This window comes from Nocardia sp. NPDC041819 (assembly GCF_055590505.1).
In genome coordinates, this window is sequence record NZ_JBVJAP010000014.1 from 117,440 (window position 1) to 132,866 (window position 15,427).

14 protein-coding genes are annotated in these 15,427 nt (G+C 68.2%); 8 read left to right on the forward strand and 6 right to left on the reverse strand.

Going from position 1 to position 15,427, the window contains the following annotated elements; all coding sequences use genetic code 11:
* Positions 1–74 precede the first annotated feature (74 nt).
* Positions 75–776, forward strand: a complete 702-nt coding sequence (locus ACZ6DL_RS30425) for a TetR/AcrR family transcriptional regulator (RefSeq protein ID WP_466056240.1) — start codon at positions 75–77, stop codon at positions 774–776.
* Between the two features lie 65 nt (positions 777–841).
* On the opposite strand, the gene ACZ6DL_RS30430 is transcribed toward ACZ6DL_RS30425, so the two are convergent.
* Complete coding sequence (locus tag ACZ6DL_RS30430; protein WP_466056241.1) at positions 842–1,438, reverse strand: TetR/AcrR family transcriptional regulator; 597 nt, start codon at positions 1,436–1,438, stop codon at positions 842–844.
* Positions 1,439–1,529: 91 nt separating this feature from the next.
* Between ACZ6DL_RS30430 and ACZ6DL_RS30435 the strand changes: the two genes are divergently transcribed.
* Entirely contained in the window at positions 1,530–1,862 is a 333-nt protein-coding gene (locus ACZ6DL_RS30435) for a hypothetical protein (RefSeq protein WP_466056243.1), read from the forward strand.
* Between the two features lie 106 nt (positions 1,863–1,968).
* Here ACZ6DL_RS30435 and ACZ6DL_RS30440 read toward each other — a convergent pair whose 3' ends face one another.
* Positions 1,969–3,402, reverse strand: a complete 1,434-nt coding sequence (locus ACZ6DL_RS30440; protein WP_466056244.1) for an MFS transporter — start codon at positions 3,400–3,402, stop codon at positions 1,969–1,971.
* A gap of 105 nt (positions 3,403–3,507) precedes the next feature.
* Here ACZ6DL_RS30440 and ACZ6DL_RS30445 point away from each other — a divergent pair, with 105 nt between their 5' ends.
* Together ACZ6DL_RS30445 and coaE are read left to right on the forward strand one after the other, a co-directional pair.
* A complete protein-coding gene (locus ACZ6DL_RS30445; protein WP_040866060.1) occupies positions 3,508–3,930 on the forward strand; it encodes a MarR family winged helix-turn-helix transcriptional regulator in 423 nt (140 codons plus the stop codon).
* Positions 3,931–4,953: 1,023 nt separating this feature from the next.
* Entirely contained in the window at positions 4,954–6,165 is a 1,212-nt protein-coding gene (coaE, locus tag ACZ6DL_RS30450) for a dephospho-CoA kinase (RefSeq protein WP_466056246.1), read from the forward strand.
* Between the two features lie 45 nt (positions 6,166–6,210).
* Here the strand turns inward: coaE and ACZ6DL_RS30455 are convergent, their stop codons facing one another.
* Together ACZ6DL_RS30455 and ACZ6DL_RS30460 are read right to left on the reverse strand one after the other, a co-directional pair.
* Positions 6,211–6,735 (reverse strand): ribonuclease FAU-1 family protein, encoded by a 525-nt coding sequence (locus ACZ6DL_RS30455; protein WP_466056248.1) that lies wholly within the window; start codon positions 6,733–6,735, stop codon positions 6,211–6,213.
* A gap of 56 nt (positions 6,736–6,791) precedes the next feature.
* A complete protein-coding gene (locus ACZ6DL_RS30460) occupies positions 6,792–7,442 on the reverse strand; it encodes a ribonuclease FAU-1 family protein (RefSeq protein ID WP_466056249.1) in 651 nt (216 codons plus the stop codon).
* 501 nt (positions 7,443–7,943) lie between these two features.
* Between ACZ6DL_RS30460 and uvrB the strand changes: the two genes are divergently transcribed.
* Positions 7,944–10,133: an excinuclease ABC subunit UvrB gene (gene uvrB / locus ACZ6DL_RS30465; protein WP_393238112.1), complete on the forward strand. Its 2,190-nt coding sequence runs from the start codon at positions 7,944–7,946 to the stop codon at positions 10,131–10,133.
* Positions 10,134–10,198: 65 nt separating this feature from the next.
* Here the strand turns inward: uvrB and ACZ6DL_RS30470 are convergent, their stop codons facing one another.
* A complete protein-coding gene (locus tag ACZ6DL_RS30470; RefSeq protein WP_466056251.1) occupies positions 10,199–10,669 on the reverse strand; it encodes a VOC family protein in 471 nt (156 codons plus the stop codon).
* Between the two features lie 52 nt (positions 10,670–10,721).
* On the opposite strand from ACZ6DL_RS30470, the gene ACZ6DL_RS30475 reads away from it, so the two are divergent.
* The 3 genes from ACZ6DL_RS30475 to ACZ6DL_RS30485 all read left to right on the forward strand — a co-directional run bounded on the left by ACZ6DL_RS30475 (position 10,722) and on the right by ACZ6DL_RS30485 (position 13,003).
* A complete protein-coding gene (locus ACZ6DL_RS30475) occupies positions 10,722–11,621 on the forward strand; it encodes a DUF6597 domain-containing transcriptional factor (protein ID WP_466056253.1) in 900 nt (299 codons plus the stop codon).
* 28 nt (positions 11,622–11,649) lie between these two features.
* The gene (locus ACZ6DL_RS30480) at positions 11,650–12,063 is read left to right on the forward strand and encodes a DoxX family protein (RefSeq protein ID WP_466056255.1); all 414 of its coding nucleotides are present in this window, start codon (positions 11,650–11,652) and stop codon (positions 12,061–12,063) included.
* Between the two features lie 487 nt (positions 12,064–12,550).
* Positions 12,551–13,003, forward strand: coding sequence for a universal stress protein (locus tag ACZ6DL_RS30485; RefSeq protein WP_391471447.1), 453 nt, complete (start codon positions 12,551–12,553; stop codon positions 13,001–13,003).
* An 85-nt stretch (positions 13,004–13,088) separates the two neighbouring features.
* Here ACZ6DL_RS30485 and ACZ6DL_RS30490 read toward each other — a convergent pair whose 3' ends face one another.
* A complete protein-coding gene (locus ACZ6DL_RS30490; RefSeq protein ID WP_466056257.1) occupies positions 13,089–15,386 on the reverse strand; it encodes a HelD family protein in 2,298 nt (765 codons plus the stop codon).
* Positions 15,387–15,427: the final 41 nt, after the last annotated feature.

Consider the following 15,427-nt stretch of genomic DNA (forward strand, 5'->3'; position numbering starts at 1 on the left):
AACATTGTTCATTTACTACACGCCGTTCAGTTTAGATACGGCAGATAGTAGCCGAACGCTGTAGGGTGTCAACCGTGGCCGAGATCGTGAGAAGTCGCCGGGAGCGCCTGCGCGCCCAGACGCTGGAGGACATCCAGACGATCGCCATGCGGCTGCTCGCCGAGGGCGGACCGGACGCGATCTCGTTGCGCGCCATCGCCCGGGAGATGGGCATGACGGCGGGCGCGATCTACGGCTACTTCGCCACCCGCGACGACCTGATCTCCACGCTCATCTCGGACGTGTACACCGCCCTGGTCGACCGGCTCGAAGCGGCGCGCGATGCCGTGGCGGTGGAGGATCCGGCCGGGCGCATCATGGCTTGGGCCGAGGCTGTGCGCGCGTGGGCGGTGCAGCGGCCCGCCGAATTCCGGCTCATCTACGGGGATCCGGTCGCCGGCTATCGGCCGCCGCCCGGCGGACCCGCCGCCGCGGCGGAATCGCGGGCCTGCACCGGCCTGGTCGGTCTCGCGGCCGCCGCGTGGCCTCGCGCCGCGGTGACACAGGCCGCCGACGACTGCGCGTGGTCGGACTTCGACCCGGATCTGGTCGCGCATGTTCGCTCCGGCTTTCCGGAGTTGCCTCCCGATGCACTCGCCCTCGCGCTGCGTATGTGGGGCCGGATGCACGGACCGATCGCGCTCGAGGTGTACGGCCATCTGCGCCCGCAATCCCAAGACCCGGCAAAGCTTTTCCGCGCCGAAATGCGCGACCTGGTCCGCTCGCTCGGGCTTTGAGTGAGCCCGAGGGTGCAGGCGGGTCGGCGGAGCCTCCGAAGCGGTTCTCCAAGTGGGCCGGTGGCCTAGCGGGCCTGCGGCGTCGTCGCGAGCGACTCCGGCTCGGTGGGGCCATGTGCGATGTCGTGAAAAGCGTTCCGCAGCAAAGCGATGATCCGTTGCGGCGGCGCGTCGCGCAGCCCGTCGAGTTCGAGCAGGTGCCGGCCGATCACCACACCGATGGTCAGGGCTCCGAGCAACCCGGCGCGCAGGTCCGCCTCGTCGTCGGCGAGCTGGCCCGCCGCTTCGCGCTGGCGCGCGGTCATGGCCGCGCGCACCTCGTCGGCGGCCTCCGGGACGGTGAGCATCGAGCGGATCGCCGCCAGGGTGTTGACCGGCCGGTCGGCGAGTTTGATGGCGAGCGCGTCGAGCAGGAGCTCGGCCACCTGCTCCGGCGTACCGGTGATCGGGTGGTCGTCGGCGAAGACCGCGACGCGCGCGAACAGATTCTCCTTGGACCCGAAATAGCGCATCACCAGGCTGGGATCGGTGTCCGCCTCCGTCGCGACGGCGCGGATGGTCGTCCGGTCGTATCCGATCTCCGCGAACAACCGGCCCGCCGCCGCCAGGATCCGGTTCTCGGTGTTCCGGCGTTGCTGAGCGCGCGTGGGGGTCGAATCCATGAATTCAGTCTACGTCTGTTGACTCAATAGTCGCGCGGCGGTAGGTTTCGGTCTACAACTGTTGACTGAATTGGAAAGTGAGGTGGTTCCGATGTGGTCCACCGCGGCGCTGTCGCTGGTCGTCGGGATCCTCGGGGTGAACGCCGTTCCGCACTTCGTGAAAGGCATGATGGGAGAGGAGTTCCCGAACGTGACGGGTAACGCGCCGGTCCGCAACGCCGTGGCCGGATTCCTCGGACTGCTGCTGACGGCGATGATCGCGTCCTGGGCCGATCTGCCGAGGCATCCCTGGGCAGGCGCGGTGGGGATCGGCCTGGGCGGTCTGAGCATGGCGATCTTCCACGGCCTGGGCGGGGCCTACCGGCTCAACACCGCTTTGGGTCTGCCGAATCCTCCTCGTCAGCTGCACTCGACGGTGGCGTGATCCGAGATTCGCACCGGTGGCGCACCTTCGACGAGGCTTCCCGTGGATGCCTCGTCGTCGGTCTTTCCGCCCTCCGGCGATCATTCGGCGCCTCGAGGGCGCGGAGTCACCGAGTCGGCGCCGGGGCGGTACCGGCTCCGGCTGTGATGCCGACTCCGACGAGCAGCGCAGCCAGAGCGAGAATCGCCGAGCCGGCTTCGAACGCGAGCCGGAAACCCTGAGTGAGGGCGGCCTCGACGGGCGTCCCCGACGCCAGCGACGCGGTGCTCCGGTGGATCGCGAGGGTGCTGAGCGACCCCAGTCCGAAAGCGCCGCCGAGTTGTTGGGTGGTGGTCACCAGTCCGGAGGCCAAACCGGTGATGTCCTCGTGGGTTTCGCCGACAGCGGCGATGGTGATCGATACGAACGCCAAGCCCATGCCGAATCCGGCGGCCAGCATGCCCGGCAGTAGCTCCAGGTATCCATCGGTCGGTGACAGGCGCGACAGCGCGAGCATGCCCAGGCCGCAGGCGACCATGGCGGTGGTCAGTACCGTGCGGACGCCCAGGCGTGGGGTCAGGGTCGCCGAGGTCGCGAAGCCCGCGATCACCGACGCGCAGAACGGCAGCCACGCCGCGCCGGTGCGAGCCGGGGTGTAGTGCATGACCTGCTGCAGATGGAGGGTGAGGAAGAACAGCATCGACAGGATCGCCGAGCAGAACATGACATTGGCCGTATTGGCGACGGCGCGATCGCGATCACGGAAGAACGACAGGGGTACCAGCGGTGATTCGTGGCGCCGTTCGCGCACGACGAACGCGATCAACAGCAGCAGGCCGGCACTCAGGCGCAACGCCGTCGTCGGCCAGGCGGCCCGGCCGCTGTCGATCAGCCCGAGGTCGAAGGCCGCGACAGCACCGGTGATCAGGGCAGCGCCGAGCCCGTCGACGCGCGGCCTGCCTCCGGTCATGCGGGCCTCCGAGGTGACCAGCCGGGGGATCGCGATCAGCGCGACCAGCGCGATCGGCACATTGATCAAGAAGCACCAGCGCCAGCTCGCGTACTGGGTGATGACTCCGGAGAGCACCACGCCGAGCGTGGCGGCCAGGCCGCCGAGGCCGGCCCAGATACCCAAGGCGCGACTGCGTGCCCGCGGATCGGTGAACAACCCCGCGACGATGCTGAGCGCCGCCGGACTGGCGAGCGCGCCGCCGATTCCCTGCCCCGCACGGCTCGCGACGAGCATGACCTCGTTCTGGGCGAGACCTGTGGTCAGCGACGAGGCCGCGAAGACGGTGACGCCCACCAGGAAGACGCGTCTGCCGCCGAACAGATCGGCGCACCGGCCGCCGAGGATCAAGAAACCTCCGAACAGCAGGAGGTAGGCGTTGACGACCCAGGTCAGCGCGCTCTCGGACATGCCGAGCGAGCGCTGGATCGTGGGAAGCGCGACGTTCACCACGGTGTCGTCGAGATTCAGCATCATCTGGACCGTGCACAGCAGGGTCAACGCCGAATAGGCCGTCGGCCTCGTGCGCGGCGCGATAGTCGGAGCGGTCATACTGTCCTCTTATTGGTGGTGCACCACTAATGTCTGCGCTATCATGGCATCGGCACATACTGGTGGTCAACCACCAATTGTTTCGGCTCTGGGTAGGCTGGGCGGGTGAGCGAACCCCGGGAGACGCCGAGCACGGCGGAGTTGGTCGACGTGCTGCAGCGTGCGGTCGGCTTGGTGCGCACGCATTTCGCCGCCGCCACAGCACGTTTGGGCGTGACGCCGGCACAGGCGAAAGCCCTGGGGCGATTGGCGACGCCGCTGACACCGAAAGATCTGTCCCTCCAGCTGGGTGCCGACCTGTCGAACACCGCGAGCGTGGTGGATCGCCTGGAGGCACTGGGCTTGGTGCGTAAGGAGATTCACCCGTCCGATCGCCGTGCGCGTCTGTTGACGCTCACCGACCGGGGGGAGGAGCTGCGGAAAACGCTCGACCGGGAGGTGTTCGGCGACGTACCCGCGCTGGCCGTGCTCGACGAGGCGGAGCGCAAGCAGCTGTACGGGCTGCTGCGACGGGTGACGACCGGCTGAGCCCGTCGGTCTGGTCGCCGCTGGGCGGTCACTGCAGGAGCGTCCGGTGTCCGGCCGCCGAGTGGTGCGGAAATGAGCTCGGATCGGTGGCCGTGTCCGGAAATTTGCCGTCATCGGTGTATGCCGGGCTCCCTGACGACCCGGCAGCTCGTGCTCGTACGCGGTATGCGAAACACGGCACATCGAAATGGCGACCAAGGATGCCGCTGTTTCGCGGTCTTTCGCGCGGTGCCGCGATTAGCGAGAAAATCGTCCTGGGGGTGCGGGAACTATCTCGCCCGCGGCGATTGTCGTCCGAAATGGAATCGAGCGCCCGCGTAGTCCGGCCTCCGTGGCGGTGCCCCGCGTGCTCGTCGCTCGGTCATGGGAATTCTTCGGTGAAATTTTGCCGGCCGACGAACGGTGATGTCGGACGGTGCTCTACTTCATTCCCGACCGTGCTCCGGGCACGCAAAACAGTGGCCCAGCCTTGGCGAGAGGCTGGGCCACTTCGAACTCGGGTTCAGCTTGCGGTAGCAGGTACCCACCGGACCGCGGGTGCGGCCGGACGGTTCCGCATGGCAGCGAAACTGTGCCGCGCGGGACTGATGAACGCGGTGAACCAAGAGCGGCGGTGCTCGGCGAGCGCCGCCGCGACAGCAGGGATGTGAATGCAGTGCACTCGCCCCGCCATGCCCAGGCGGTGGCGACCCGTCTGGTTGATTCTGGTGCCCAATGGTGTTCCTTTGCTTCGCTGGTGTCGGCCTGGATCGCCACGGCGAAGATTAGCGGAACGAAACTGCGGGGCAGAGTATTTTGCCCGAGTAATTGCCTCGGCGTGTCGGAAAGTCGCCGCGGTCGAACCGTAAACTTCCGGAATTGTTGCGAATCGGTCTCGGCGCAGTCACGGATCGGGCAAAGGGCGCCACCGGTGGTGGAATGCGCGGGCCCATCGGGTAATCGGCCGGATCCTCCGTTCCCGCGGGTCGGGACCCGATCGGGGCGGCGGATGCCCGCGCGCGGGCCGGATGCGAGACTGGTCGAATGTTACGAATCGGCCTCACCGGAGGCATGGGCGCGGGGAAGTCTACGGTGGCTCGGGCACTCGCCGACCTGGGCGCGGTGGTCATCGACTCCGACCTGATCGCCCGGGAGGTGGTCGAACCGGGCACCGAGGGGCTGGCCGCTCTGGTCGAGGCGTTCGGCGCCGACATTCTCGCCGCGGACGGCAGCCTCGACCGGCCTGCCCTGGCGGCCAAAGCCTTCGGTGACGACGCGGCGCGCGCGAAACTGAATTCGATCACCCACCCGCTCGTGGGAAAGCGCACCGCGGAATTGATCGGGGCCGCGCCCGCGGACGCCATTGTGGTGCAGGATATTCCGCTTCTGGTGGAAAACGGCCTCGCGCCGCTGATGAATCTCGTGCTGATCGTCGACGTCGACGCCGAAACACGTATTCGCCGCCTGGTGGAATTTCGTGGTGTGGCCGAAGCCGATGCGCGGGCGCGTATCTCGGCGCAGGCCACCGATGAACAACGCCGAGCCGTCGCCGATGTGTTGCTGGACAACAGTGGCGCACCCGGTGTCGTCGAGGCCGAGGTGCGCAGGCTGTGGGCCGAGCGTTTGGTGCCGTTCGAGCGCAACCTGCGTGCCGGGACACCCGCCCGCCGCGACGGCATCCGGCTCGTGCCCGCCGATCCGGCCTGGCCCGCGCAGGCGCAGCGGCTGATCGCCCGGCTGTGGGTCGCCTGCGGCAGCGCCGCGTCGCGCATCGACCACGTCGGGTCCACCTCGATACCGGGGTTGCCCGCCAAGGACGTGATCGATCTGCAGATCACGGTCGCCGATCTGGCCGCCGCCGACGGTTTGCGCGCCGCCCTCGGCGCGGCCGGATTCCCGGTGCGGCCGGAGGCCACCCAGGACAATCCCAAGCCGACACCGCAGGACCCGGCGGGCGTCGATACCGCGCTGTGGACCAAGCGTTTCCACCAGAACGCCGACCCGGGCCGGTTGGCCAACGTGCACGTGCGCGCCGAGGGATCACCCGGGCAGCAGTACGCGCTGCTGCTGGGGGATTGGCTGCGCGCGGACGACGAGGCGCGCGCGGAGTACCTCGCCGTCAAGCGCGCGGGCGAAGCCGAGGCGGCGGGGCTGACGGGCGCGGAGGCGACCGCCGCCTACCTCGGCGTCAAGGAACCGTGGTTCGACGCAGCCTATGCCAGGGCTCTCGCTTGGCGGGACACGTCGGCGCCGTAGGCCCCGACGAGCGTCCGAACCGATGCGGGCAGCGTCCCGTAGGGGCTACAGCCAGGTCAAGGTGATGTCCATGGTCTCCAGCCAGCCCTCGAAGGTGTGGCCGTTGGCGGCGATGCCGTCGATGGCGGCGGTCGCGTGCTGCACGGCGGCCTCGGCGTCGGCGAGGGTGATCAGCCCGGCCGCGTGCGCGGCGATCAGCTCGTCGACGTCGAGCAGCTGGGTGTCGCGCGAGGAACGCACGATGATGTCGAGATAGTGATCGACGGCCTTCCACTTCTTCGGGGCGACCGCTGTGAAATCACCGACGTCGAGGTAGTAGTCCTGGTCGCGCCGATGCGCCGAGAGGTAGTGGAAGACCGTCGCGCGCAAATGCAGCTTCGGCAGCAGCCAGGACTCGATGTAGTGGAACTGCGGATGGTCCGACGTGCGCGCCATGTACAGGCCCCACGGCTCGACGCGGTACTTCTCGACCGGGCGCACGAAGCCTTTCGGATCCGTGTTCGTCAGATCCGCGATGTTGAAGTACTCGACCTTCGGGCGGTGCACGTCGACGATAGGTGCCTGCGTCATGCATCAAGAATCTACCGTCGCTCTCGACCCGTCGAGTCGATGGAGTGATCGGCGGGCTACATCCAGGTGAGCGTGATGCCGCGGGTGGCCAGCCACTCCTCCACGCAGTGATCGTGCGTGGCCAGCCCGTCCAGCACCGCCGTGGCCCGCTCGAACGCTCGGTGCGCCTGTGCCGTGTCGACCAGCCCGGCGGCATGCGCGGCCAGCAGCTCGTCGACCCCGAGGAGTTCCGCGGTGTGGCGCGGGCGCACGGCGATGTCGAGGTAGTGGTCGACGGCCTTCCAGCGCTTCGGGCCGACTCGGGTGAACTCCCCGATGTCGAGGCGGTAGACGCGTTCGCGATGGTGTGCCGGGTTGGTCCGCGTCAGCGTCGCGCGCAACGAGAGGCCCGGCAGCAACCAGGATTCGAGGTAGTGCGAATCCGGTCCCGCGACCGGACGCGCCATGTACAGGCCCCACGGCTCGACGTGGAAACGCTCGACCGGGCGGACGAAGCCCTTGGCGTCGGTGTTGGTGAGTTCGGCCAGATTGAAGAATTCCACCCTGGGCCGGTGCGGTGGCGGAGTGGCCGAGGCGAGTGGCCCCGGTGGGGCGGCCGCGGCGGCGCCGCCGACGGAGGGAACCACCGCGCGGATGTCTCTGGCGACGTACCCGGCGAGGCCGGTCACGGCCGGCACGGCGACGAGCAATGGAATCAGACCGCTCATGGCTCTTGTCCTCACGTCCGAACAACCAGATCAGGTTACACCTGGCGCGGGGCCACCGCGCGGTTCGAGATAAGCTGTTCTCGAACACGAAACCTATTGCGGCAACGGACATTTCGGACATGTAACCGAACGCGCCGAGCGGGCTCGGCGCGGCTGTGAGGCCGCCGGCGCGCCGGCGGCCACGCGTCTGCTTCCGGTAACCCTCTGCCACCGCGAGTGATCGGGAGTATCCCCGCAGCGTTTCGTCGAAAATGGTTGATAAGACTCGAAATCGGTGTACCCGCGCCGCGCGGTCGCGTATCGCTTTGTTTCGGGGTGGCGCCGCGGTTTCCAGGTAGGCGCGGACTCATCCCCGGCCCTCGCGCCTGGCGGGCGGTAGATCGCCGTCCACTCCGAGTGTGACCGACTTCACACGATGGGTTCGGTCCCGTGACATCGCCGGAATCGGGCCCGTCCGCGACCCCGGGAAAGCTGTCGGTGGGTGGGCCTACGCTGGTGAGCATGGCATTCGCAACCGAGATTCCGGCGGAGGGCTTCGAGGACAGGGCGGCCGAGCAGCCGCTCGCGCACTCGGAGTTCCGCCCCGTCGGCGAGATCGAGCGCGTCGGCGGCCGGTTCGAGGTGGTCAGCGAGCACCAGCCCGCGGGAGACCAGCCCGCCGCGATCGCCGAATTGGAGCGCAGGATCAAGGCGGGGGAGCGCGACGTGGTGCTGCTCGGCGCCACCGGTACCGGAAAGTCGGCCACCACGGCCTGGCTGATCGAGCGGTTGCAGCGGCCCGCGCTGGTGATGGCGCCGAACAAGACGCTCGCCGCCCAGCTGGCCAACGAACTGCGCGAGATGCTGCCGCACAACGCCGTCGAGTACTTCGTCTCCTACTACGACTACTACCAACCCGAGGCGTACATCGCGCAGACCGACACCTACATCGAGAAGGACAGCTCGATCAACGACGACGTCGAGCGGCTGCGCCATTCGGCGACCTCCAGCCTGCTGTCCCGTCGCGATGTGGTGGTGGTCGCCTCGGTGTCGTGCATCTACGGGCTCGGCACGCCGCAGTCGTATCTCGATCGCTCGGTGCAGCTGCAGGTCGGCACCGAGATCGACCGGGACGCGCTGCTGCGGCTGCTGGTCGACGTGCAGTACACCCGCAACGACATGGCGTTCACCCGCGGCTCGTTCCGGGTGCGCGGCGACACCGTGGAGATCATCCCGTCCTACGAGGAGCTGGCCGTCCGCATCGAGTTCTTCGGTGACGAGATAGAAGCGCTGTACTACTTGCACCCGCTCACCGGTGACGTGGTCCGCCAGGTGGACATGCTGCGGATCTTCCCCGCCACCCACTACGTAGCCGGGCCGGATCGGATGGAGCGCGCGGTGCGCGACATCGAGGCCGAACTCGAGGATCGGCTCGCCGAGCTGGAACGCCAGGGCAAATTGCTCGAGGCGCAGCGGCTGCGCATGCGCACCCAGTACGACCTGGAGATGATCCGTCAGGTCGGGTTCTGCTCCGGCATCGAGAACTATTCGCGTCACATCGACGGCCGCCCGGCCGGCTCGGCGCCCGCGACGCTGCTGGACTACTTCCCGGAGGACTTCCTGCTCGTCATCGACGAGTCGCACAACACCGTTCCGCAGATCGGCGGTATGTACGAAGGCGACATGTCGCGCAAGCGCAATCTGGTGGAATACGGCTTCCGGCTGCCGTCCGCGGTGGACAACCGGCCGCTGACCTGGGAGGAGTTCGCCGATCGGATCGGGCAGACGGTCTACCTGTCGGCCACCCCCGGCCCCTACGAGCTCGGGCAGACCGGCGGTGAGGTGGTCGAGCAGGTCATCCGGCCGACCGGCTTGGTCGACCCCAAGGTCGTGGTGAAGCCGACGAAGGGCCAGATCGACGATCTGATCCACGAGATCAGGCAACGCACCGAGCGCGACGAGCGCGTCCTGGTCACCACGCTCACGAAGAAGATGGCCGAGGATCTCACCGACTACCTGCTCGGTCTGGGGGTCCGGGTGCGCTACCTGCACTCCGAGATCGACACCTTGCGCCGGGTCGAGCTGCTGCGGCAGCTGCGACTCGGCGAATACGACGTGCTCGTGGGCATCAACCTGCTGCGCGAGGGCCTGGACCTGCCCGAGGTGTCGCTGGTGGCGATTCTCGACGCCGACAAGGAAGGATTCCTGCGCAGCACCACCGCGCTGATCCAGACGATCGGCCGCGCGGCGCGCAATGTCTCCGGCGAAGTGCACATGTACGCGGACAAGATCACCGACTCCATGCAGTTCGCCATCGACGAGACCGAGCGCCGCCGCGCGAAGCAGATCGCCTACAACGAGGAGATGGGCATCGATCCGCAGCCGCTGCGCAAGAAGATCGCCGACATCCTCGACCAGGTGTACCGCGAGGCCGACGAGACCGAGGTGGAGGTCGGCGGCTCCGGCCGCAATGCCAGCCGCGGCAGGCGTGCGCAAGGCGAGCCCGGACGAGCGGTGAGCGCGGGCGTGTACGAGGGCCGCGACGTCAAGTCGATGCCGCGCGCCGAACTCGCCGATCTCGTCAAAGAACTGACGGCACAGATGATGAATGCCGCGCGAGAGTTGCAGTTCGAGCTCGCCGGACGTCTGCGCGACGAGATCGCGGATCTGAAGAAGGAACTGCGCGGCATGGACGCCGCCGGATTGAGTTGACCCGGATCGCAGCGGCGCTGCCTCCGCGGGCCGTTCGCCGGACAACCGCGGAGGCAGCCGAGCCGTCAGGACTGGGTGGCCATCCATTCGTTCACCCGGCGCTCGGCCTCTTCGCGCGAGACGTCCTCGACCTTGGTGAGCACCGCCCAGCGGTGGCCGAAGGGATCGATGACCACGGCGAACCGGTCGCCGGTGACAAAGGTCTGCGGCTCCTCGACGCTGCGGGCGCCGTGTTCGACGGCGCGCCGCACGACCGCGTCGACGTCCGGGCAGTAGTGCACGATCGAGGTGTGCACCCACTCGCCGTTCGGTGCCAGGACGCCGTTGTCGGGAATGGGCATCCCCATCTGCAGGGTCGAATCGCCGATCTTCAGTTCCGCGTGCGCCGGCTGACCATCGGGCAGGTCGTTGCGAGTGATCACCTCGGCCTCGAAGACGGCGGTGTAGAAATCGATCGCTTTGTTGCCATCGCCGACCGCGAGAAAACAGGTGATCGAGTGGTAGCCGTCGGGGATGGGATTCACTGTGTTCGTCATGCCCACCACTTTCGCCGGTCGCGGCCGGTGGGTCTTGTAAGAAAGCGACATCGTGGCGCCTAGTCCCGAATTCGCCGCCGAGCCGCCGCAGGCCCGCAACCCCGCCGCGCCCACCGACACCAAGGGAATCCTGCACCCGGACGAGCAGGCGAAGCATCGCTCCCTGCTCCGCTTGCCGCCGAGCCCGGCGGTGGACCGCTTCATCGAGTGGTACTGGGCGGTGCGGTGGGATCTGCGCGGCAGGCCGCCGTACCGAGCCGAGGTGCTGTCCTACCCGAGCGTGAACCTCACCTTCGAGCGATCCGAGGCGCGCACCGGCGGATTCGTCAACGGTGTGGTCACCACGAAATTCATTCGTGAACTCAGCGGGCAGGGGGAGACGTTCGGGATCCGTTTCCGCGCGGGCGGGTTCGGCGCGTTCACCGGCCTCGATGTCGGCTCGTTCCGCGACCGCGCCGTGCCCATCGGCGACGTGCTGCCCGACGCCGCGAGCCTGACCGAGCGGGTGTTCGACGCGCCGACCGCCGAGCGGCGCCGCCTCGTCGTCGAGAACTACCTCGCGGACCATCCCGTCGTGGCGGACCCTACGTATCACTTGGTGCTGCGCATCGTCGACGCCATGGCCACCGACCGGGAGCTGACCAGGGTCGATCAGATCGCCGAGCGATTCGATGTGCCCGCGCGTACATTGCAGCGCATGTTCCGCCGGTACGTCGGTGCGGGTCCGAAATGGGTGCTGCGGCGCTACCGGTTGCAGGACGGCGCCGATCTGCTGGCGAAGGGCCGTATCGAAGATCTCGCGGCGTTGGCCGCGGAACTCGGTTATTTCGACCAGGCGCACTTCTCGCGTGAGTTCACCACGGAAGTGGGTATGGCCCCCCTCGAATACGCCAAGAATTCGCTACGCTTCCGCAACGAGGTCACCGCGAAGGTCGTACGGACGCGGGATTAGTTGCCGGACTGCCGACGAGGAGCCGGACATGGACGTCGTGGTGTTGATCGGACGAGTGTTGTTCGCGGTGCTGTTCCTGACTTCCGCGCTCGGGCACTTCACGCAGACCGAGGCGATGGCCGGGTACGCCCAGAGCAAGGGAGTCCCGATGGCGAAGGCCGCCGTGCTCGGCTCGGGCCTGCTGTTCGCCCTCGGCGGCCTGAGCGTGCTGCTGGGTGTCTGGGCCGACCTCGGCGCGCTGCTGCTCGTTCTCGCGCTGCTGCCCACCGCCGTCGTGATGCACCGGTTCTGGCAGGAGATCGACGAGGAGACCAAGCAGACCGAGCTGATCCAGTTCAGCAAGGACGTGGCTCTGGCGGGCGCCGCCCTGATGTTGTTCGCGTTCTTCGCACACGTCGACGAACTCGGATTGACCATCACCGGCCCCCTTTTCGACCTCTAGTCCCGCCCCTGCGCGCTAATATTGCGCATCGTTTTCAGCGCAGGAAGAGGAAGCCATGGACCGCATAGGAGCGATTCTTGGCATATTCTGGGCAAACTATCCGTAGTGGCCCTGGCGGCACGGTAGTCCGGTTCCCATCGGCCTGTTCCCGGCGCGTGATTCACGTGCCGGACAGCCCGGTCTTCATGTGACGGACCTGGCTCTGTGATGAATATCCCAGGGCCGCAAAACGGTTCGAAGCGGTTGTGGCACCTCACAGGTTTAGTTCCCCTGAATTGAGTCTGCCCTGGTTGCTCAGGCCCTTCCGGCATTCCCTGGCGAATCCGCGGCGGGAATGGCCGAACACCCCGAGTGTGATGTCTTGCGATTTCTGATATTTCCGCCCGGTTTGCCGCTATGGTCGAGCCCAGTCGCCGCGCCGGCGTCCCGGTCGTACCGAGACGAGCCCGTGCGCGGCACCTGACCCACCGCATAGTTGGAGGAGAGAATGACCGCCTACCGGACCATTGTCGTCGGTACCGATGGCTCGGACTCGTCGTATGTCGCCGTCGAGAAGGCAGGGGCCCTGGCCGGTGTGTCCGGCGCGACCCTGGTCATCGCCTGCGCGTACTACCCGACCGACGACCGCGATGTCGCGGCCGCGGCCGACGTGCTGAAGGAAGAGGCCTACCAGGTACGCGGTTCCGCGCCGACCAACGAGATCCTGCGCGTCGCCCGCGACAAGGCGATCGCGGCGGGTGCGGCCGACATCGTCGAGCGCGCGATCGTCGGCGAGCCGGTGGAATCGCTGCTGGCGCTGATGAAGGAGGTCGACGCCGACCTGTTGGTCGTCGGTAACCGGGGCCTGAACACCCTGGCCGGGCGGCTGCTCGGCTCGGTGCCCTCCGACGTGGCGCGCAAGTCCCGCTCCGACGTGCTGATCGTGCACACCGTGCGCTGAGTCTCGCGACGATCGAAAGGCTCCGTGTCCATCGCGAATCGCGATGTGGCGCGGAGCCTTTCTCGTTCCGAGGTCCGGGCGCCGATCAGCGCAGCCGGGCGAGCACGCCGGGCAGGTCCGCACCGTGCACCACGCCGAGCCGCTGAGTGGCGCGCGTCAGCGCGACGTACAGATCGTTGAGCCCGCGGGGCGATTCGTCGAGGATGTCCTGCGGTTCCACCAGGTAGACCGCGTCGAACTCCAAGCCCTTCACCTCGTGCACGGTCAGCACCCGCACCGACTCGCCCGCGAGATCGGCCAACTCCGCCACCAGCGCCTGCGGCGCGATCACCGCCGTGGTGCCCGGCCCCGTCTCGGTGGCGACCAGCCGGGCCACCTCCGCGTGCACCTCGTCGCGCGCGACCCGGTACGCACGCGGCGCGACGCCGGTCTCGCGGACCGAACGCGGCGCGGTCGCGGCCGGATCGATGGCGGCAAGGACGTCGGCCGCGACGTCCATGATCTCCGCGGGTGTGCGGTAGTTGACGGTGAGCTCGGTCAACTTCCACCGGGACGCGACGTAGGGCTCCAGCATCCGCTGCCACGAGGACGCGCCCGCCGGGTCGCCGGTCTGGGCGACGTCCCCGACCACGGTGACCCACCGGTTCGGGATGCGCCGCATCACCATGCGCCACGCCATCTCCGACAGCTCCTGCGCCTCGTCCACGATCACGTGACCGTAGGTCCAGGTGCGATCGCCCGCGGCGCGCTCCGCGGTCGTCTGGCGGGAGCGGGTGTCCTGTCGTTCGGCCAACTGACTCGCGTCGATCAGGTCGTAGGCCATGAGGATCTCGGGATCGAGATCGTCCTCGAGATCCTGCGGGGCGGAGCCGGTGAGGATGTCGAGGGCGTCCTGCGCCTCGGCGATCCGGGCCCGCCAGCGGCGACGGGCGCGCTCGCGCTCCTCGGTGTCGTCCACGCCCAGCAGCTCGGCCAGCTCGTCCAGCAGCGGCGCGTCGGCGGCGCTGAACCGCCCGTCGTCCGGCCGCAACAGCTCGGCGCGGTCGGCCGGGTCCAGCGAACTCGCGGCCCGGTCCAGCCGCTTCGGGTCGGCGAGCAGGTCGGCCAGCACGTCCTGCGGGGACAGGATCGGCCAGAGTCTCGCGATGGCGGCCTGGATCTGCGGATCGGCCCGCATCTCGTCGCGGATCTCGGTGAGGTCGGCCGAGCTGAGCAGGCTGGGGCCGCCGGAGAGATCGGAGCCCATGGTCTCGGCCAGCTGAGCGGTCAGCGCGTCGATCACCGAGGCGGCGAAGATCGGCCGGGCCAGGTTGTGCGGGCGGCGAGAGGACCGGGCGCGGCCGCGGGCCTTGGTGGCGATCTTGCGATCCAGCGTGACCGGATAGCCGTCGAAGCTGAGCCGGACGGGTTCGGCGGGCACTTCCTGGCGGTCGCGGACCGCCTGCTTGAGCACCTCCAGGATCGTCAGCGAGCCCTTGATCTCGCCGGCGCGCAGCGAGTCCTCGCGGGCCGCGCGCACGCCCGGGTACAGATCGCCGATGGTGGACAGCAGCACGCCGGTCTCGCCGAGCGACGGCAGCACCTGGCCGATGTAGTCCAGGAAGGTGGCGTTCGGTCCGATGATCAGCACGCCGCTCTTGGCCAGCTGCTGACGGTAGGTGTAGAGCAGATACGCCGCGCGATGCAGCGCGACGGCGGTCTTGCCGGTGCCCGGCCCGCCCTGCACGACGAGCACGCTCTTGTGCTCGGAGCGGATGATCGCGTCCTGCTCGTGCTGGATGGTCTCGACGATGTCGTTCATGTGACCGGTGCGCGCGGCGTTGAGCGCGGACAGCAGCGCGCTCTCGCTGCCGACACCGCCGTCGGCGTCGGTGACGCCGGCCCGGCGCGCGGCCTCCAGATCGAGGTACTCGTCGTTGATCGCGGTGACCTTGCGATTGCGCGAGCGGATGTGCCTGCGCCGGGTCACACCGTCCGGCGCCGCGGTGGTGGCCAGGTAGAACGGACGCGCCAGCGGAGCGCGCCAGTCCAGTAGCAGGCTCTCGTAGTCGTCCTTCTCGTCGAGGATGCCGAGCCTGCCGATGTAGCGGTACTCCTCCTGCTCTCCGTCGAGGTCGATGCGGCCGAAACACAGGCCGTGCTCGGCGGCATCGTATTTCGCCAGGTCCTCGGTGTAGAGCTGGCTGAAGGACTCTCGTTCGCTGCGCGCCTGCGGGGTGCCCCCGGTCTCCAGCAGCACCGTGCGCAACCGGTTGCGCGCGTAGTCGCGCATCTCGTCCAGCCGCTCGTACAGCACCGACAGGTACGCCTGTTCCCGGTCGGTCTCGCGGGTCCGCTCGGGGGTGCCGTCGTGGGCGGCACGGTCCTGAGTGAGGTCGGGCAAACTGAACTCCTTGTCACCGCGAACAGGCGCGCGCCCGCTAC

Excerpts from the sequence above, each read along its gene's own strand:
- ACZ6DL_RS30470 (WP_466056251.1), bottom strand. The coding sequence starts at position 10,669 with ATGACGAACACAGTGAATCCCATCCCCGACGGCTACCACTCGATCACC.
- coaE (WP_466056246.1), top strand. The coding sequence starts at position 4,954 with ATGTTACGAATCGGCCTCACCGGAGGCATGGGCGCGGGGAAGTCTACG.
- ACZ6DL_RS30460 (WP_466056249.1), bottom strand. The coding sequence starts at position 7,442 with ATGAGCGGTCTGATTCCATTGCTCGTCGCCGTGCCGGCCGTGACCGGC.
- ACZ6DL_RS30480 (WP_466056255.1), top strand. The coding sequence starts at position 11,650 with ATGGACGTCGTGGTGTTGATCGGACGAGTGTTGTTCGCGGTGCTGTTC.
- ACZ6DL_RS30455 (WP_466056248.1), bottom strand. The coding sequence starts at position 6,735 with ATGACGCAGGCACCTATCGTCGACGTGCACCGCCCGAAGGTCGAGTAC.
- uvrB (WP_393238112.1), top strand. The coding sequence starts at position 7,944 with ATGGCATTCGCAACCGAGATTCCGGCGGAGGGCTTCGAGGACAGGGCG.
- ACZ6DL_RS30430 (WP_466056241.1), bottom strand. The coding sequence starts at position 1,438 with ATGGATTCGACCCCCACGCGCGCTCAGCAACGCCGGAACACCGAGAAC.
- ACZ6DL_RS30440 (WP_466056244.1), bottom strand. The coding sequence starts at position 3,402 with ATGACCGCTCCGACTATCGCGCCGCGCACGAGGCCGACGGCCTATTCG.
- ACZ6DL_RS30435 (WP_466056243.1), top strand. The coding sequence starts at position 1,530 with ATGTGGTCCACCGCGGCGCTGTCGCTGGTCGTCGGGATCCTCGGGGTG.
- ACZ6DL_RS30485 (WP_391471447.1), top strand. The coding sequence starts at position 12,551 with ATGACCGCCTACCGGACCATTGTCGTCGGTACCGATGGCTCGGACTCG.